This window comes from Flavobacterium sp. PL12 (genome assembly GCF_039123485.1).
In the GTDB taxonomy this organism is placed as follows: Bacteria; Bacteroidota; Bacteroidia; order Flavobacteriales; family Flavobacteriaceae; genus Flavobacterium; species Flavobacterium weaverense.
In genome coordinates this window covers 8,832-31,026 of sequence record NZ_JBANDI010000003.1, presented here as the reverse complement: position 1 = coordinate 31,026, position 22,195 = coordinate 8,832, and the positions used below count along the sequence as shown (strand labels likewise).

The following is a 22,195-nucleotide window of genomic DNA, read 5'->3' as shown; positions in this document are numbered from 1 at the left end:
AGTAGTGCTGCTATTTAACAATACCAAAATCTGAAAAAGTATTATTAGAATTTCATAAAAAATAAACAGTTGACATTTAATAATCTATCAGTCAATGTAATTTAAAATTCATAAGAAATAAATGCTAATTCCTAGCTCAAAAACCTCCCGAAGTATTAAAGTAAAACTAAATTTAATGAAAAAAATAACAATACTATATGCAGTATTTATATTGATTTTTATCGGTTGTAAATCGTTGAAAAAAGAAATCAATGCCGATATTCTTATAAAAAACGGAACCGTATACAATGGAATTGACAATGCATCTAGTCAAAAATCAATTGCAATAAAAGGAGATAAGATTCTTTACATAGGTGATGAAAAAAAAGTAATAATAAAAGCTTTTAAAACGATTGATGCAACTGGATTGCTCGTTTCACCGGGTTTTATAGATCCACATACCCATGCTGATGCAGATTTAAGCAATCCTGAAACATCACATAATAAACCATTTCTATTTCAGGGACTTACAACTGTAGTTATAGGCAATGATGGCTCTAGCTATTATCCTATATTAAAATATAAAAATTTATATGAACAACAAGGAATTGGTACTAACGTAGTTTTACTTGTTGGTCACGGGACAATTAGGAATGAAGTTATCGGCAACAGTGACAGAAAAGCCACTACTGCAGAAATTTCAAAAATGCAAGCGCTTGTTCAGCAAGAGATGGACTCAGGCGCTTTTGGACTTTCTACGGGTCTATTCTACGCACCTGGCAGTTATGCAGATACAGCGGAAGTTATCGCGCTAGCAAATACAACTGCTTTAAATAATGGAATCTACGACACACACTTAAGAGATGAAAGTTCGTATTCAGTGGGCTTAATCCCTGCTATCCAAGAGGCCATAGAAGTAGGTAGACAAGCTAAATTACCCATTCACATCTCACATATTAAATGCTTGGGCGTGGATGCTTGGCACCAAAGCGATTCTATAATAGGAATTATTAGTGCAGCGCGAAAAGAGGGAATTAATGTCACCGCAAACCAATATCCCTACGATGCATCAGCCACTAGTCTGAAAGCAGCCGTCGTACCTCGATGGGTAGAAAGCGGCGGTTTAGATTCTATGTTTATTCGATATAATAATCCAAGATTAAAACAGCGCATTCTTCAAGAAATAAAAATCAATATAGCCCGCAGAGGAGGACCAGAAAAGTTGTTAATCATAAACTCTGATGACAATACAATCGCTGGAAAAAACTTGTTGGAAATCTCAAAAATTTTAAACAGTTCTCCAGCGGAGTCAGTATTTGCTATTTTAAAAAAAACGCAAGCAAAAGTTGCCTCGTTTAATATGATAGATGATGACATTTCAAATTTCATGAAGCAAGATTGGGTGGTGACGGGATCAGATGGAGGTTCAGGACATCCAAGAAAATATGGAACCTTTCCTCGGAAATATAATAAGTATGTGAAAGAAGAAAATAAAATTCAAATAAATCAATTTATAAAAGCAAGTACCTCAAGAACTGCTGATTTACTGAAAATCACAAATAGAGGAACATTAAAAGAAGGCTATTTTGCTGATATCATTATTTTCAATCCCGAAACCTTTAAAGACAAAGCTGATTACGAGGATGCCTTTCAGCTCGCTGAAGGTTTGGAATATAGTATTATTAACGGTGTAATTACAATAGAAAAAGGAAAAGCAACAAACGTTTTACCAGGTATAATTTTAAAAAAGTAAAAAAAATGAAAAATTCAATTCTGTCTCTGCTCTTAGTTTTTGTAGCTACAACTTACTCACAAAATATAAAATTACAGAGTACTTCTAAAGAAACAGCTCGCAAAGGAGACATCGTCAGCACAATCATAAATGATACTAAAAGCTTCTATCACATTGATTTCGTTAACTATCCTTCTAATGATAAAAGTCTTTCTATTGGTGTTTTCGATTCTGGCACTGGAGGCTTAACCGTTTTAAAAGCTATTATAAATTATGATCAAAACCATAACACCAATCATGAATCAGGTAGCGATGGAATTTTAGACTTCAATAAAGAAAGTTTTATTTATCTAGCCGATCAGGCGAATATGCCTTACGGAAATTATGCATTAGAAAACAAAGACGACTTATTAAAAGAACATATTATTAAGGACGCTCAGTTTTTATTAGGAAATAAATATTACGCTGACTATGATGATTCTTCTTTTAATACTGATAAAAAACCAGTAAAAGTAATAGTGATTGCGTGCAACACAGCAACCGCTTATGGCAAAGAGGAAATAGAAGCATTCCTAAAAAAAGCTAATTCAAAAATTAAAATTATAGGTGTTATTGATGCAGGTGTTCGTGGCGTATTAGAAACTTTGAAAAAGGATGAAGACGCAATAATTGGTGTTTTAGCAACAGCTGGAACCGTTTATTCGAAAGGGTATGAAAACACTATTTTAAAATTCAAAGATGAATTAGGATTTTTAGGTAAGATTGAAGTTTTTTCTCAAGGAGGTGTAGGAATTGCAGAAGCAGTAGATGAGGAAGCAGATTACTTCGTTAAAAATCTTAAAAAACCGCGACAAGAGTACAAAGGACCAGCGTTAGATGGTGACGTCAGAATTGAAAAAGCACTTTTCGACATTTACAATTTCAATTATGATGATAGCAAAATGCTCTGTGATACTAAAAATGCAGATGATTGTTCGATTTTACAAATTAATGATCCTGAAAATTATGTGCGCTACCACCTAGTAACTCTACTGGAAAATATTAGAAAATCAAAAACGAAAAATAAATTGAAATCTATTATTTTAGGTTGTACACATTATCCCTATTTAATTAATGAAATAACGAAAGTGTTGAATGAATTGTATAATTATAAGAGTAATGATACCATTTATTTATACCGAGACTTTATGATTGAGGACATCAAATTAGTTGATCCAGCAGTAAATACCGCTAGAGAATTATATGATTATCTAAATCAAAAATCATTATTTAATCCAAACGGTGACCTGAAGAACAGTGAGTTTTACATTAGTGTACCAAATAAAGAAAATAAAAATACTAAAATCGATGCAGAACAACGTTTTTCATATCACTATAAATATGGCAGAGATTCAGGTGAAATCCAAGAATATGTAAAAATAGTGCCTTTTAGCAGAGCTAATATTTCTAATGATATTTTAACACGATTAGAAAATCAAACGCCTCATGTATTCCAACTGATGAAAAGTTTTAATGAGTCGAACGAAAAAGTAAAATTTTTAAAAGAGAAAAATAAAATTTAAAGAATTGGTCCAGAATATGCGTCGACACTGAAATACAGGCATCTGAATTTTTGTAATATAACTTTGGAAATTACTACAACTATTTACTAAAAATTAAACATTTGTGCTTAGGTCAATTGTAGTTCGACAAAAGTTTTTGTAACGAACGAAAAAAATAATTTCGAGAAAGTATTAAAAATTCAACTAGCCAAAACAAAATAGTATTTCATCAAAAATTAATAACAAAAAACCAAAGGGAGATAAATTTTAATTATTAAAATTTATCTCCTTTTTAGTCAACTAAAACTTTCCTTGTAAAAATTTTCTTTTTATTAGTCAATTTCACAATATAAACTGCATATTTTGGATTTACATCAAATTGATGAATGCTACTTCCACCTACTTTTTTATTAATTAATAGTTTGCCTAACAAGTCGAAAATTTTCACATCAGTGACACCTTCAATCAAAGTTAAATCAATACAAACTTTTTTATCTTTATAATAAATCTTTGCTGCTAAATCCTCAGTCTCTTGTTCAACAGGAGCAAAGTGAATGATAAATCGGTCTTCTACGTCTTTTAACGTTGCTTTAAATTCGTATTTTGGATTAGCTTTTAAATCTATTATCTTTTTTGTTTTTTTATCTTCTAAAAACAGAATCCCAAAATCTGCGCTATCAACACCAATGCTTAAAGAATAATTGCCATCTTTTCCTGCTTTGAAGTTTATTGGAACACTTTTGTTTTCTGTTGTGCTTGTTAAATATCTAACGGATAAATCGTTATTCAAATCAGTAAAATATGCAGATGGTGCCTCGTCATTTCTACTAAACAACTTAAACGCTCCTGGTTCATTTTTTGGATAACCAAATTGAAGTAAAACTTCATCATAACCGTATGTTTCGTTTGACGAAAATCTAACAATTAAGTTTTCTGATATGGTCTTTTTTAATCGCATCCAGCTATTCGCTCCATTATTGTTCCTTACTGCATTTGAAGTACCAATATTTCCACTTGTAGCCGCTCGCACAAAATAACCTTGAGTTGGCGCAATGTATTGCGTAACACCATTCGTTCCTGCAGAGCTTAAGGAATTGTAAACTCCGTAATTATTAGAAGCTGGATTCCAAATCCACATATCATAACCTCCACCTGATTCTACTAAATCAGATCGTGACCAACCTAAAGTTGATTTCCAATCCATAGAAGATGGGTAAGGATTTCCAACCAAATTAAAACCGCGAACCGTTGGATCAAGACTAGTAGCAGTATTGGTAATGGGATAGCTTATATTGCCATTGTTCAATAAACCTATAAATTCTTTAGTTGGATTTAATGCTTGAGTAGAATAGAGATATCCTCTTCCTTTTACAAAACTTAAACTAGCATGTATTGATGTCCAAGTGGGTGCAATCGTATTATTTAAAATATAAGTCCAGCAAGGTGTAGGCTCGTTCCAAATATATAAATCATAACCAGTTCCATTACCGTAAGTTCCGGTTGGCAGCCATGTTGTACCTGCTAACACTTGATCAGAAACTGGAGCTGAAAGAAAGTGCCAATCTTCTTTATTGCCACTAATATATCTTTGCATAGTTGCCGGTACATTATCAGAATTATGATTTAATGAAGCAGTACCCGCAGAGCTGGATTTTAAAACAAGACCTGCTGTTCCACCGTTATTATTAATAGATCCTGTGACAGTAAGCGTATTTGCTGGATCAATAAAAAGTTTTTTTCCGCTATTGATTAATAATGTTCCCGCAACATTAAGATTCGAAGCATTCATAACCGTTACACCTATTCCATTATTAACAGTCAGATTATTATAATTTCCAGATACAGCATTTTGAGCAGCATCTACATTGTATACGACAGTTCCTCCCCAGTCTTTATCAGATGGAAATGGAGTTAAACTTTTTGATACTGGAACAGCCGTAATCAATGTTCCTGTGTTTGAAATCGCATTACTTATTGATAGGATATTACTATTCATATTGAGCGCACCAGAATTAGTAAAATTACCTACACATGTTAAATCTCTTAATGTTGACACAGTTCCTCCCGTATTAGAAACGGTTAAATTCTTCAGTAATAATGGCGTTGCTGTACCACCAATAATTTGGGAAGCGATTCCGTTCATTTCTAATGTACTGCCGGTTGATGCAGTAAAACTTCCGTTACTGGTAAAATTACCACCTACCTGATGTGTAAACGCTCCTGTTGTAAATCCGGCCGTAGGATCAATAATAAAATTGCCTTTGATAGCTAGTGGATTTACCGCCGTTGCACCAGCTGCTCCAGAAATAGTGAAATCTCCATTTATTTTTAGCGGTGCGCTACCTGATGTTGGTAACATAATTTTGTTACCACTATTACTAAAAATTAAATTATGATATCCACTAGTGCCTCCCACTGGATTTATTATCATTTGATTTACACCATTATACTCGATGGTATTAGGAAAAGTGGTTGCATTAAGAAAACCATTATTTGTAAGTGCACTCGCTATTCTAGTAATGGCTCCACTTTGAGATATAAGTGTTCCACCTGAATTTATAATTAAATTATTAAAATTAGTAGTACCTGAAATCGTTGCTGCAGCTCCAGAAAAATATACTGTAGCGTTACCTGCAGTAAATCCTCCATTATTAAGCCAAGCATTTGCATTTCCTGCAACAGTGATATCGTAATTACCTGCCACAAGAGTAGCTCCTGAAGCGATCTCTAATGTTTTTATAAAAGCAGGAGCAGTCAACGGTAGTAAATTGCGGTATGGCGCTAAGTCGCCATTATTATCTGACGGCAAGCCTGATGGATTGGGAATTAAAACCGCATTATCTGGATTTGGCACACCACCATTCCAATTTCCTGGTAAACTCCAATCTCCATCATACGAGGCCGACCCGTTACCAGTCCACGTATGAACGTTAACATTAGTATAACCTAAACTCCATTGTTTCACATCAAAAGATGTTGAAGGCGCCAAGAAATTGATAGCAGGCCCTGTTAACTGCGTGTAATTATTTGTAGCATCATTTCCGTTTTGATTACGTGGAAAAGATTTTACAAAATTATTTACAGCTAAGTTTGGGTCATAACCATCCCAGAATACGAGCTGCTTTTCATCTGTTTCTGTACCGTGTAATTCACTGTCTAAGTAATGTAGTTTTACAACCATTCTATCGTTCCCACCAGATTGAGCAAAGCTATAATATCTTTTTATGGCGCTCGATCTCCATGAAGGAGCAGAACCAAGTACAATTTTGCTACTCACCCAAGTTGGCTTGGTATTTCCTGCAACATCTAGAAAATTGATTGTGGTATATGGGTTTCCAAAATCATAATCCTGTCTGTTGTTGAATATATGTTCTCGACGTACAATTCCTGAAACGTCGCCCATACCTGTAGTCGCCGCAAATGGGCCCATATTTAAGGTAGCAGATCCACTCATGTTTAAAGCACCTTTAACTGCAGTTGGATTTCCTATGATTAAATTTAAATTGCCCTCTAATAATAAATTAGTAGTACTATTTACGCCTGCAATATTATTAATTGATAAATTATTAAAAGTTGTCAAATCAGTACCCGAAATAGTTTGTGCAAAAATTCCATTTAACAAAATTGTAGTTCCAGTAACAGCCGTAAAAGATCCATTATTAATAAAGTTTCCTGCTATTTCATGATCAAATGCACCTGTATAAAAATTGGATCCAGAACCTATTGATAATGCTCCTCCTATGTCTAATATATTATTCGCAGTAACAGTAGCCATTCCAGAGAGGTTTAAATCGCCTACAATATTAATTTCTTCGCTTGGCATTGTTTTGACATCTGTTCCGCTTAAACTCAAATTATAATAGCCCGCAAGCACGCCGTTTGGATAAACTACATTTTGTGTAGCACCATTATAATTTATTGTGTTTAAAAATGACGTAGCATCTAGAACACCGTTGTTCGTTAGTGTTCCTGCAATACCCATAGTACTATTTACCTGTGGAATCAAGCTCGCGTTAGAATTAACTATTACATTATAGAAATTAGTATTACCACTGATTTTCAAATCAATATCGGTGAAAACAACAGCACTCGTGCCTGCATTAAATGTGCCACCTGTATTTTGCCATACTATTTCACCACTTCCATTGTATAAATAAAATTCTGATTCTGGTCCAGCATTCAAAATACCTGCATTTTGAATAATCAATTGATGAGATTCAGCCAATGGAGGTAATAACGGATCGTAAATTGTTGTAGTCGCGTTTGGTATTATCATTCTAGTGAACTTATTTGGATAACTATTTGGAGTCCAGTTAAAAGGATTATTCCAAGCAGTAGATTGGGAACCATTCCAAGTGATAATTGGATTTTCTGTTGCTGACAAAGCAATTTCCGTTTGACCAAAAGTGGAAGGTCTTGCTGCAATACTTACGTTCTTTAAATCAATACTATTATTAGATTCGTCTTTAGAATTGTATCCATACTCAACTAAAGTTGGTTTTGGCAATCCTATGGCGCCAAAAAACACTAATTGTGATTCATCTGCACCATTTAGTTCTGAATCCAAATAATTTAACTGTATAGTAGCGAAGTTACCACTTGCGCCTATTTGTGCTAAATCATATACTCTTTTAACAGCAGAAGCTTTCCAAGTAGGGGCATTACCAATTTTAGTTTTCACACTTACTTCTGATGGCTTTGTTCCAGCTGCACCAAAAATAATCAAGGTCTTACTATTACCAAAAGTATAAGGTTGATTTGTTACAAAGGTATGAGCGCGTTTTACAATTCCCGTTACATCTCCCCCACCAGTATTTATTGCATCAGCAGTTAACAACAACGTGTTAATTCCCATGTCTAAACTACCAAAATAATCCGTTGCATTATCACTTTGTAGATCTAAAGTACCATTGACAGTTATGTCTTTAGTCGCTGTAACCCCATAGCTATTCAAAACCACTAAGTTGTTAAATTCTGTATTGGTCGCTGTACCTGATATATTTTGTACTGCCGTCAAGCCATTCAATACAAATGTACTCGCTGCGGTATTCAATGCGCCATTATGGATAAAGTTTCCTCCAACTGAATGGGAATTAGCACCAGCATCAAAGCTAGTATTTGCACCCAATGACAAATTACCTACTATTACCATACTGGAAGGAGTAGTAACACTTACAGTCCCCGCCAAAGTTAAATTCCCTAAAATAGATAAGTTTGTCGCAGGTAATGTTTTTATACCGCTTCCGCTTAAAGTTAAACTCGAATAGCGATTCGTCGCAGCATCCGGGATAACAACATTTTGGTTGGCTCCATTGTACTCAACGGTAGTTAAATTTCCATCCCAAGCCGTTCGCCAAACTCCATTATTATTCATGGCACCGGCTATTCGCATAATACTTTCGTTATTCATCAATAAAGTAGCGTCGATATCTACTGTAACATTATAAAAACTAGTCGCTCCAGAAATATCTGCCGAATCATTTTTGAAGATAACTGTACTTGTATTTGGATTAAAAATGCCACCTTCATTAAACCAAACATTAGCACCGTCTATTAACGTCATTTGAGCATTCGCAACAGCATTTAACGTACTACCACTTTTTAATTTTATAGTTTTAATTGTGGTTGCAATAGGCACAGTAGGGTCGTAAGCTGTTGTCGAGGCGTCTGGAATTATGATATTCACAAAATCTGATGGTGCTCCATTAGGTGTCCAATTATTAACGGTAGTCCAAGAAGTGCTAACGGACCCGTTCCAAGTTAGTGTTTCAATTTCATTTGAACTAAGTACAAGCTCTAATGCTCCGAAGGTAGATGGAAAGAATGCCATATTAATATTGGACAACTTAACCCAATTTTCAGTTGTATTGATACTGGCACGACCGTGTTCAAATAAAATACCTGGAGGATTTCGATATGAGAAAAAGACCAACTTACTTTCATCATTATTATTGAGCTCTGAATCTAAATACCCCGCTTTAATTGTTGCCGCAGTTGGACTCGTACCAACGGCTCCAGTTTGAATAATGGAATATATCCTCTTTACACCACTTGTTTTCCAAGAGGTAGTGCTTCCAATCGATAATTTAACACTCATAGAAGTTGGTAACGTTCCAGTGTTTTCAAAATATATTACCATATTTTTATCATTAAAAGTATAGTCTTTATTATATGAAAGACTGTTTCTTTGAACGATACCTGTTAAGTCACCATCACCTATAGTGATAGCATCTTCACCCATTGTAATGATTTTTGTACCAGTTTCTAGACTTCCTTTTGATTCTGATGGATTGGCACTTAATAGATTTAGAATTCCTGTAACTGTAAGATCACTATTAGAGGTCACCCCCGTTTCATTGTTAATGGTAAGATTAGGAATAGTATTCAAAACAAATCCTCCATCAGAGATCGTTTGGAGCTCATCGCTCTCAAAAATCACAGTCGATCCTTGGACAGTAGCATCTAGTTGTCCTCCATTAGTTAGGTACAAATCACCACGAAGCGTTAATTGTTTACCATTTACTATAAATTTATAAGTAGATTGTCCATTTACCAGACTACCTACTATTCGGTTTTGATCTAAAACACAATCTCTAAGAGGAGAAGCAGCAAAAACAATTGATGCTTCTTCTAATGGAACGGAACCCGCAGACCAGTTACCAGCGGTATTAAAATTAGTACTAACTGTTCCTAACCAACTGTTAGTATTGAATTCCCAAGCTCCAATATTTGGCGGAATCCCACGGGCTGTTTGAGCATAATCAAGAGCGACACCTGTTCCTGTTGTTCCAATAGTAGAAGTATTTACTTTATAATCAGCAGCTGTTAATCCTCCTGCATTAGAAAAACCTGGGTTGCTATTGTTACTGTTTTCATCTTGACCGCTTACAATTGGCAACGAAACTACATTGCTTCCATTATAGTTTCCAATCACTCCACCTGTACCTGATGCCCAATAAATATTGTAATCCAAGGTCAAATTGCCTGATCCTCCATAGTTTAGAAAAGCAGCATAATGCGCACTTGCTCCTGAAGAAGTCGTTCTAAAATTAGAAAAAATATTGTTTCTAATATCTTTTATTGCGTTCCCGGCTGCTTCGTAATAAGCAAACGATTTATTTGTAATTCCGATACCTAAAGATCCATTAATATATACCGTATTAAAATAAAGACTAGAGTTATTACCGCTCGTTCCGTCACTATAAATTCCGTAAATTGCTGTGGATGTGTTCCCTCCTAAAGTTACAATATTGTTCGCAAACGTAGCTGTCCCTTGGCCAATTCGAATGCCATAAATATTTGCATTAGTTGAACTAGCATTAACGGATAGATTTCTAATAAAATTTCGATTCACTAAATTTGTTCCTGTACTCCCGGTAAACGAAATACCCGTGATGTACCCTGCTAGACTAGAATTAGTATTTGATAAGTTGTAAATCACGGTCTCCGTCACGGTATTTACAGAAGTACTTCCTATCATTTCGACCCCACTTACCGTTGCAGCACTTGTACCTAATGCAGTGCTCATCAAATCGTGAATACTATTTTTTACTAAAGTTGATGTCCCCGCAGTCGTGTAAACTCCCGCCGTTGTAGATGCTTGCACACCGGTATAGGCATTGCTTAAATTCAAAATTGAATTACTAGTCAAATTATGAGTTCCTAGAGATTTTAAATAAACCCCAATCAAATTTTGACCTAGTGTTGCAGTGCTAGCTGTAGAAATTGATGCAATACTATTTGGTGTGGAGGTACTTCCTATAACATTTTGAGTAATATTTATTGTACCTGCGACTCCCTCTTTTTTATAAATTCCAGCAAAATTGTGTGCTGCAGCGGTACTGCTACCGTATAATGAAATAGAACCAATATTATTTTTTGAAATAGAAACAGTATTGGCGCTACCAATGTATATTCCATACGAGTCTGCAGTAGTATTTGTGGTCAAGGTAATAGATCCCGTTCCTGTCGCTGCACCAAGTATATTTCCTGTTACCGTACCAATATTGACAGTCCCAGCGTTTACTTCTATACCTCGCCATGGTGTTACACTTGAAGTTGTATAATTAAAATTTTGAATTGAATTCAACTGAATTGAACTTGGAGTGATAGATCCAACATTTAAATACATACCTCTAAAACTATGAGCAGTATTTGCATTAACCGTCCATGCTCCACCGCCATTTAAGGCTGCTTTTCCTCCTATATAATTTCCTGAAATCAAGAAATTATTTCCGTTCACATCATCAATAAGGATTGCGGTATAAACATGAGGACCAGTTGCTGGAACCATGTTATTCGTTTCATAAAAACTGTTATTAGAAATAGTCCAATCTGATGAGTTTGAGCTCAAATTGATTCCATTTGAAGAACTATTACTATTTATAAAATCGAAGATAGAATTGTATCGTATTACATTGGAACTATTTTCTCTGCCTACCGTTCCAAGAGAATGAATTGCATTTATAGGTCTATTTCCAGTAGCATTGGTGATCGAATTATATTCTAAAATATTATTGTCATTACCATTACCGCTAGCTGAAGTAGCAAATTCAATAAGTCCGTTTGTAGCACTATTTGAAGAACCGCTCACATTTAAATATTTTAAGCTATTGGATTCCGCTGAATTACTCAATCGAATAGTCGCTGTACCACTACTGTTTGAAGTGCTAGTATTTACGATGCTCATACTTTTTAATGATCCCATCTGGTTCACACGTCCATCAATTGTTACATTATCGGCTCCATTTAAATGAAGCATTGGTGCTCCTGCAATATCTCCAGAAACATAAATTCCCGCTTTTGTTGGATACATTTTTAACGAAGTCCAAGCCCCTTGATTAAGTGTGGCGGTAGCATCTTCAATAGTACTTCCAATAATTGTCACGATTACATCTTTACCTGCTTGGTCATGACTATTAATCGCGGCAAAAGCTCCCGAAACTTTACTAAAACTTCCATTACTTAACGTATTAGAATTTGAGACTATTACGTTTGGCAATTTCCCATCAAATTCATCGGCTCCTATATCTGGTGCAGAGCCAGCGCCATTATTTTGAACTGCATATCCAGTATTACCGGCTCTGATCTGATCTTCAAAATCGGTAGTGATTCCAGCAATATTAACCCCTCCGCTTTCGATAAATGTAATATCATTGTTAAGTATTTTTAAAAAGTCAGCACTAGATCCTGTTGTACTTATAAACTGTGGATTTTCAGATACCGAAAATCGATCTCTAGGAGCCATTGTACCCGCCGTATAAAGGCCTGACTTATAATCTGTTATGTCTTTAGGTGAATTGGTCCCATTCGAATAAATTAAATTAGTAAAGCTTGGAATCCCAGCATAAAATAAATTATTATTAGATAATAAGCTGTAATTATTGAGAGCTAAGGAGGCGCCCGAACTTTGTCTAAAAGCAACGGTAAGTCCGCTACCGTTAGCGGATGAAAGATTTACAATAATATTGTTTCTCATATTTAATGAACCAGTACTTGCATTAGTACTTGCTGCATGAAAAATTCCAGAAGTACCAAAATTTGCTCCGGTTGAGTTAGCATTTAAATAAATACTATTAAAATACACATTGGTTATCGATCGTGGACCTGTATTTGTAATACTAATTGCTCGCACGTTATCCGGCACATTTGCTAATGGTGCCATTATAGCTCCAATTCGATTGTTATAAATCGTTGTAACTTGATCGGCTATTTTTCCCGATACAAGTATACCATTTACCGTTCCAGATGAAAGACTTGTTGACGATGATATAATGTCATAAATTTTATTTTGATAAATTGCAGTACTAGAACCTCCATTAACTCCAATTCCGCTGACATTTCCAGTAGTTATGTTATTAGCTTCAAGACCGTAAATAGTATTTTGATAAATGTTTTTTGCTGTTCCATTATTTACAGCAATACCATTTACTATTGAAATAGTGGGCCCTGCAGAAACCAAGGAATTAATAGTGTTAGAATAAATTTTGTCATTCCCTGCTCCGGTTGCTATTCCATAGATTGAACCTAAACTATTAATATTTCGAATAATATTACTTGTAGTTGCGTTGGCAGTACTGTTAACATTAACGTTCAATGCCGTAATTGTGCCCGTTCCTCCATTCCAATTTTCAAAGATATTTCCAGATATTGTTTTGTTTACTAATCCTGTACCAGCATCCGTGTTTACCCAACCCGATATCGTAGCTATTCCATTTATAGTGATATTAGAAAAATTATTATTGTTATTATTTACAACCACATTGCTATTATTGGTGGCTGCTGTACTAGTAAACAAAGTCAATATTCCACTTGCTGCAGCGCGTGTAAATGAAGTTACAATACTGTTGTTGTTCACGTTTTGGATTCCGTTTACAGGCATTATCACACTGTTAGCTATAAACGTAATCGTTCCTATTGTATTTACATTTAATGCTGTAAAGGTGTTACCACTAATTGTTTGAGATAAAGTAGTAGCCGAGTTAGATAGGTACGTATTAAAATTTGTTCCCGCAACTGCATAAGTAATTCCTGTTATATCATTGTTTTGAATCGACAAAGCACAGTTTGCAGATCCACCACTATTGCTTATTCCTGTTAAAGTACTTGAATTAGCCACAACATAAGTCACTAAGCCACCCGCAGCATTTCCTAATTGATTGTTTTCAATAGTGATTTGAGACAAAACTGCTCCACCATTTGAAATTGCTGTAACGGTTCCAGTCGCTACAGACTTGGTGAAATTTCTAATTTTGTTTCCAGTGATTGCTAGCGTTGTAGCAATAGCAGTATTTGATATGCCTCCTAGTACTCCTGTACCAGTATTTGTCGCTGCAATTATAGAGTTATTAGCAATTGATACTAGTGCAGATGCTCCGCTATTTAAAATACCATTTAAAACAGAGGCACCAGTACCATACGAACTAACATTTTGAATGGTATTACCGTTAATAGTGATTCCCCCAGTGGCTAAATTATATATTCCATTCAAAGTACAAACTCCTGATGTAGTTACTCCTAAAGTACCTATTGCGATTGAATTTGCCGTACTCGTACTTCCAATTGTATTATCTGCTACTGTAAATTGTCCACCACCAGCGGTATTTATCCCGTGAAAAACGTAACCTACATTTGCAGCTCCCGTTGTATTAATTGAACCAATCGTATTATTTTTTATATTAACCGTACTTGTTGACGTGCAATAAATACCTGAAAGATAATTGCCCGCAATACTAGAACTTACCGTTATTGATCCATTTCCTGTTGTCTCACCAATTGTATTACCTGTAGTAGTGCCAATATCTAGGTTCCCACCTAACACCAATATTCCAGTGAAAATTCCAGGAGCTGCAGTAATCGCCCTGCTAACAGTATTGGACAAATTAATTCCTGCAATTTTATTTCCTTGAAGACTTGATGACGATTGTGTTCCAACATTCATCTCTATTCCAAAAAAGCGATTATTAGATACTCCATTATAAGCGGTTGTTCCTGTAGCTGTTGCAGAGGCATACCCTATTGTATTATTTATTATCGAATAATCTACTCCCGAGGGAGTTGTAATATAAATTCCTCGGTAAATATTTCCTATTTCAGCAGTTCTGGTAGCCGTTTGAAAAAGTTTATTTCCCGAAATGGTCCAAGCTGAGCTATTTGCTGCAACAAAAATTCCGTTTGAAGCTAATGTAATATTGTAATAATCCTGAATATTATTATTGCTAATGATAATTTTACTATTGTCAATCAAGAGGGAACTACCTGAAGAATAGATCGCATTAGTTGGTAAATTAGTCCCAACCGATTTGATCGTATTACCTACAATTGAATTGTAAACATTACCTATAGATGCGCCGGTAGAGAATAATACCGTACCAGAAGACACTAAAGTTGAAGCTCCTTCGACAGTACAATTTCGTACCGTATTATTGGTCGCATCATTTATGAAACGAATCGTACTTGTACCTGCGGTATTGGCAGTACTAGCATTTGAAATAGTCAATGAGTTTCCACCGGTTTTTAAGCCGTCGATTACCACATAATCGGCACCATTAAAATTAAGTAATGCTCCACCAGCGACCGTTCCAGATAGTGTTCTAGCAGCACCTCCACTTGGAGATATTGTCAATGTATTAAAATCGGCACAACCATAATTTAGTTGACTCAATGAAGTAGTCCCAGGTTCTACAATATCGCTTATTATATTGGCGGCTAAATTACCTGAAAGACCTTTAGTATTTAATTCGGCAAACAAACCGCCGATACCCGTAAGAGTAGGATAAGTTCCGCCCGTACCTACGGTTACGGTTCCATTTAATCCAGCCAAAATTGCAAAGCTGTTGATGGTACCACCAATAGGAAACGCGTTTGAAGTCAAAGCCACACTTGCAGGCGCATTAGCGTAAACACCCGTATTGATCCCAACATAGGGCGTTGGTGTAGAAATGTCTTGGGCTGTAATAAAATACTGAACAACATCACCAGTAGTAACACCACCAAAAATTAAATTGTAATTAATTGAAAAACTAAATGGACTTGAAGTACTCGTTGATTCAATATATTTCCAGCCATTTGCGGTGTTGTCATTTGTAGTTGCTAGCGTATTGCTATTTGTCGACTTCTTAAAATAAATTCTAGGGCGTGTACCCGTCGTAACATTTACACCAGTTGCATCAGTGATGATCGCCGATATTGTTTTGTTGCTCAAACAGCTATTGTTGGTCAAAGCGGTATAGGTTATCGAAGGAGGAGAAGCATCAATAGCCACATAATCATTTTCATAAGCTCCCATATCTGGTGCGGAGGTACTTGCACCAGCATACCCTGGATTTCCTTGACGAACAACTCCTAAGTAATCTACTTCATAATCAGCAATGTTAACTGCTCCACTTTCTATTTGAGTAGGAATAGTTGTGCTTACTTTCAAGAAATTGGCATTAGAGCCCGCTGTGCTAATAAAATTTATATTTTCAGTAACGGATACTTGATCACGTGGTGCGATAGTTCCTGCAGTAAAAATTCCGCTTTTATATTGCGTAAAGTTTTGCGCAGTGCTCGTACCGTCACTGTAAACTAAATTAGTTGTTCCAGGATTTCCTGCATAAAACAAATTGTTTTTTGAGGTGATAGCATAATTATTCAATGCACTCGCCGTACCTGCACTACGTCTAAAGGCAACAGTGGTTCCTATTCCTTTGGGTGTAGAAACATTGATTATAATATTATTTCGAAGATTTAATGCAGCTGTTGTAGATGTTGTACTTGCCGTATGATAAATACCTGAAGACCCAAAGTTTGTACCGCTAGAAGCAGCCGCGTTTAAATAAATCGTGTTGTAATAAACGTTGTGTGTAGATGTAGTCCCTGTCGAGATAAAACCCAAACCACGAATCAAGTCGGTTCCAGTAGCTACACTAACTCTTAAATCACCAATAATATTATTGGTGACATTCGTCGTTAAAGAAGTTGTAGCACCCGAAACTTGAATACCATATATCAATCCACTTGAGACTGCAGCACTTGATGATGAAATGTCATAGATTTTATTGCGATCTATATTGACTGATGACCCACCTATTACCCAAATTCCAGATATTGTACCAGTAGTGTTGGAATTCGCAGTGATTCCAAAAACTTTATTTTCATAAATATTTACTGTACTTCCAGCAGAGATTAAAATCCCACGAACAGACCCAGTGGTTAAACTATTTCCGGTAAGATTTGAAATCGTATTTTGATAAATATTTTTAAGTGTACCTGCCGTAATATTTATTCCCGAAACAATCGTATTTGCAGGACCGCCTGTTGAAGTTAAATTATTAATAGTGTTTAGATAAATTTTATCATTTCCAGCGGCTGATATAATTCCATATAAAATTCCATTGCTGATAATGTTTTGAATGCTATTGTTATACGTTTTATTTGTTTCACTAGTGATATTGACGTTCAGTGCGGTGATTGCTCCTGTACCACCTGTCCAATTTTGAAATGTATTATTGTAAATAGTTTTGTCTACATTACCTGTTCCAGCATCGGTATTAATCCAGCCTAAAATAGTAGCTGCACCACTTACAGTAATATTAGAAAAATTATTATTACTATTGGTAACTACAACACCCGTATTATTAGTAGCTGCAGTACTTGTAAATAAAGTTATCGCTCCCGCACTAGCAGCTGCATTTCTTACAAAGCCAGTTACAATGCTATTATTATCAATATTCTGAATTCCATTTGCAGGCATCGCAACACTATTCGAAATGAATGTAATTGCTCCTGTGGTATTTACATTAAGATTAGTAAAAGTATTGTTGCTAATATCTTGTTTTAATGTAGTTGCAGAGTTACTAATATAAGTGTGAGGACTGGAGCCTACTACTTCGTGTGTTATTCCTCTGACATCATTTCTAAGAATGTAAAGTTCACTACTTGCTGCACCTCCAGAATTACTTATCCCAATCATTGTAAGCGTGTTCGCTGAAGTGTATGTCATTAAATTACTAGTAGCGTCACCTAATTTATTATCATTAATATTGATAGTAGATAATACAATTCCAGAATTAATAATTGCTGTAAAATAACCTCCACTATTCGTTCTTTTATGATCTTTAATTGTATTGTTTGTGATGTTCAGAACATTTACAGCAGCAGTGTTACTAATAGCAAAATAACTAACGGTTGTACTTGTGTGTGTTCCAGTGTTAGTCCCGGAAATAATACTATTATTAACTATATCAACTGTTCCAGAACCTGATGTATTATATATCCCATAATATACAGAAAATCCTGTACCATAAACCGAACAATTTTGAACGGTATTACTGTTTATTGCAATTATACCACTAGCTGCATTGTATATTCCACGAAAAGTACAAGTTGGCGTAAGCGTAGAATTATCGCCAATATTGATAGAATTTGCTGTAATGGCACTTCCTATAACATTGGATGTGATCGTATATTTACCTCCAACTCCTGTAGTGTATATTCCATTGAATGTGTAGCCTACAGTCGCAGCGCCATTTGCAGTGATTGAACCAATTTTATTATTTTTAATTTCAAGAGCACCTGTAGAAGTAGAAAATATTCCGTTTATTAATCCTAAAGAGGTTGTAGATGAAATCTGAATTGCATTATTTCCCGTATTCCCACCAATAATATTAGCAGATGTTGTTCCAATATTTACATTTCCACCAAGCACTGAAATACCTGAAAAGATACCTGCATTGGTTGTTGTGCCTAAAGCTGTAGAAAAATTAATATTGCTAATTGTGTTCCCTTGAACGTTTGAGACTGCAGTTGTTCCAACGTTTATTTCAATAGCTCTAAATAATGTAGATTGTCCTTCATAAGTGCTTGTACCGGTTGCAGTAGAACTACTAAACCCAATGACATTATTATTTACTGTATAATTTACTCCCGAAGCAGTAAGAATATTAATAGCACGGTGGGTTAAACTTGCAGTCGTAGTGGTACGAGTATTCGTTTGATAAAATTTATTGTTCGAAATGTTCCAAGCCGAACTATTTGAAAATAAATAAATTCCGTTAGAAGAGGCTGCAGCATTAAAATAATTATAAATCGTACAGTTACTTACAGTATTCGTACTATTATCTGCACTTACAGAAGAACCCGCAGAATAAATAGCATTGGTAGGAGTCGTTGCCCCATCACGAATGTCACAGAATTCGATAGTATTATTATCGTTCCCCACAGCAATACCCGCACCAAAAACAATTAGACCACTACTTGAAGCTGCAGTTACTCCCTGCAGATTGCAATATCTGATTGTATTTGTAGTGGCATCAGAAATAAATTGAATAACACTACCGCTTGGATTTGTGTTAGAAAAAGTTAAACTTGTACCACCAAGTTGGTTGACACGACCATCAAAAATCACATTGTATGCACCGTTCAAATTGATTAATTGACCTGAAACATTTCCTTCTATTTTTAAATTTGGTGCAATAGGATATACTAATACCGAAGAATATAAAGAAATTCCATTACCAGAATTGTTTAGTGTAGCTGTAGCTGTTTCTGTCGTATTCCCTCTTAATTTGATAGTAATATCACCTTTATGAGTTCCATCATTAATTTTATCAAAAGCTTCTTTTACTGTTGAGTAACATCCGAAAATTGTTCCTGTGGTTGCTTTAACTTCTACTACACCACTACTGATTGTCGCAATAACTTCAATCCTCGTGCTTGTGGTACAACTTGTATTATTAGCTTCAACCCAGTACGATGTAGTCGATGACAAAAAAGGGGTTGTAAAACTCGAACCTGTTCCTATAGAAATGCCTCCAGTTGACGCAGCATACCAATTAATTATTCCAGCCGAGGCAGTCGCATTTAAAACCACACTTCCTATCCCACAACTTGACGCATTTGTAGTTTCGGTGATGGTAGGAACGGGATTAACCGCTAAAGTTGCTGTTGCCATTACTCCGCAAAAATTGGCTTCATTATTAAATTTAATTCGATAACGATTAGCGCTCATTGTAGACGTGACACCATTAAGCGTGTAGGATACCGGTGTTCCGCTTGCCACTGTACCAGATTGACCAACTATGTCAGTATAAGTACTTCCATTATTGGTGCTTACTTGCCATTGATAACTAAGTGAAGTACTTGCCGTTGTCGCTGGGATTGTAGTTAAAATTGCTGCTGTTGCCGTAGCAGAAAAAGTTACATCTTGACCCTCACATGCAGTCTGATTTAGAATAGCTGTCGTAACGTCGACGCTAACTCCTTGCTTATAAGTGCTTTTAGCCCCAGACGTAGCCAGAGGAGTTGCATAATTTGCAGCTAATACTTTACCCGAAGCATCAACCTGCGGTGAGCCAGTAATTCCACCATAAGTTCCATCACCATTCGTATCAACCAAGGCACCATAAGCTTCATTAGCATCAGAGCAACCATCATTATCACTATCAGTATCTAAATAGTTTGGTATTCCGTCATTGTCATTGTCACAACCTAAGACAATTTTACTAATATCACTAGCTGACAAAACTGAAGGATAATGAATTATATCATCTATTAATCCTCCATAATAATTTGCTGAAGAAGCACCAAAAGCGTCTCCATTTGAATAACCGATGTGCTGTACATCAGAATGTGCTGCCAATTCTCCAAAACCAGTTGCCAAGGTTGAAGAAGCTACTCCATCGAGATAAAAAATCACATTTCCGTTGCTATATGTGAGCGCGACATGATGCCATAAACCATCAGCAGGATAAGTAAAAGTTGCCGTATTTACCTGAACACTTGATTTCCGAACTGCTGCTTCTAATGTGGATCCATTTAATCGAACCGCTACACCATTAACAGTATCGCCCTCCTCAAAAATGGTTTGAATTCCGATAAGTGAACTTGGTTTTACCCAAATAGAATAGGAGAAATTAGTAATTGCTTGGTTTAAAAAAGTTCCATTACTGTATTGCAAGTAATTAGACGTCCCATTGAACGACGCAGAATGAGTCCCCTTTTTACTATCTGTAGAAAAAGAAACGGTGCTTCCTGATTGTGCACCATAATTATTTCCAGACAAATCATTGCTGGTATTATCTAGAGGCCAATAGGCATCAAACCCTGAACTCGGCACACAATTATTTTCAATTGCGTTTAATATTCCATCATTATCTGCATCCAAATCGTACAGGTCACTCACGCCATCACCATCTTTGTCATTGGGAATAGTTACAAAAACATCTATACTTCCCGTTTGCGAGCAAACATTAGACAATTTTTCGGTAAGCGTGTAGGTATAACTTGTATTGGTTGTAGGATTGACAGAAATTGTGGAAGTGCTTGCACCTCCGGGACTCCATACAATTATTGGGTTTAATGGAACGTCATCATCATACGTTGGGTTACCATAAAGCACGCCATTTTCAGCACTAGCTGTACTAGCGAGATCTTGAACTGAATTATCAAAGTTGATATATACGTCTAAATCAGCATCTACTACAGGAGCGTTGAGTACGTGATCTTTTTCGATAACAATTTCAGATTGTAACAATGATCTGTTCCAAAGTTTAAAACCATCTATACTACCGTTAAAATAATTATTAGTGCTCGTAGAATTATCAACAAAACGAATCTTAGAATTTGATCCTATAGCTACAGGTCCAGAATGTGCATTTAGTCCGTCTTTTGCTTTTGTTCCTTCATTGTATGCCCCAATAAGCGTACCGTTCAAATAGCCTTTAAAATGATAGCCATCTGTTGCGCTCTGATCAAATACAAACGCAATATTGTACCATTGTCCCGCAACTATAGTAGCATTAGGTGCATTCCAAGACACACCACTTTCCCAAGGCAAGCAATATACTTTTCCCCCTTGAATGTACATCGACAGCCCATTACTAGCACCACCTTCATTATACAAGACCTGACGTGTAGTCACATCATTAGCTTTAAACCACAACATAACCGTACGATACTCTGTGGTACCAAGATTGATTAAATTAGAGTTGGAAACCCCTACATAGTCAGATGTTCCATTTAACTTAATGGATTTATTAGCAAAATTTAGTCCAATGCTAATGCTTTGACCTGCAATAATCGTTGGATTTGGTGTAGGAGTAAAAACTGATTTCTGATCAATGTAAATTTTCTTCGAAATGACACCTTGTGAAACACCACCGATAAATCCTTCAAAGGATAACGATCCTCTATTACCAGATCCCCATGTTACATTTATCGTTGAAGAGGTGGTAGTAGAAGGAGTACCTCCTGTAACCGTCCATTTATAAGTATCGTAAGAGGTGACATAACTATAATTTATTACTTCATTTTGACACACTATATTTTGAGACGGCAAGATTTGAGCCACTAAAATATAATGACTGAAAAATAAGGTTAGAAAGTAAAGTACTTTTGTTTTCAAAATCTTTAATTATTTGGGAATTGAAAATCATTTTAAAATAAGCATCATATCATATAA

3 protein-coding genes are annotated in these 22,195 nt (G+C 35.7%); 2 read left to right on the top strand and 1 reads right to left on the bottom strand.

Features of this window, described 5'->3' with window-relative positions:
- Window positions 1-175 precede the first annotated feature (175 nt).
- Window positions 176-1,732 carry an amidohydrolase family protein gene (locus RCH19_RS02145; protein WP_343021827.1) on the top strand — a complete coding sequence of 519 codons (1,557 nt, stop codon included), beginning with the start codon at window positions 176-178 and terminating at the stop codon, window positions 1,730-1,732.
- A gap of 5 nt (window positions 1,733-1,737) precedes the next feature.
- Window positions 1,738-3,273 carry a hypothetical protein gene (locus RCH19_RS02140; protein ID WP_343021826.1) on the top strand — a complete coding sequence of 512 codons (1,536 nt, stop codon included), beginning with the start codon at window positions 1,738-1,740 and terminating at the stop codon, window positions 3,271-3,273.
- Window positions 3,274-3,544: 271 nt separating this feature from the next.
- Here the strand turns inward: RCH19_RS02140 and RCH19_RS02135 are convergent, their stop codons facing one another.
- Window positions 3,545-22,138 carry a LamG-like jellyroll fold domain-containing protein gene (locus RCH19_RS02135; protein WP_343021825.1) on the bottom strand — a complete coding sequence of 6,198 codons (18,594 nt, stop codon included), beginning with the start codon at window positions 22,136-22,138 and terminating at the stop codon, window positions 3,545-3,547.
- Between the last annotated feature and the right edge of the window lie 57 nt (window positions 22,139-22,195).

Bases quoted from the DNA above. Each gene is read 5' to 3' on its own strand.
- RCH19_RS02140 (WP_343021826.1), top strand. From the start codon at position 1,738: ATGAAAAATTCAATTCTGTCTCTGCTCTTAGTTTTTGTAGCTACAACT.
- RCH19_RS02145 (WP_343021827.1), top strand. From the start codon at position 176: ATGAAAAAAATAACAATACTATATGCAGTATTTATATTGATTTTTATC.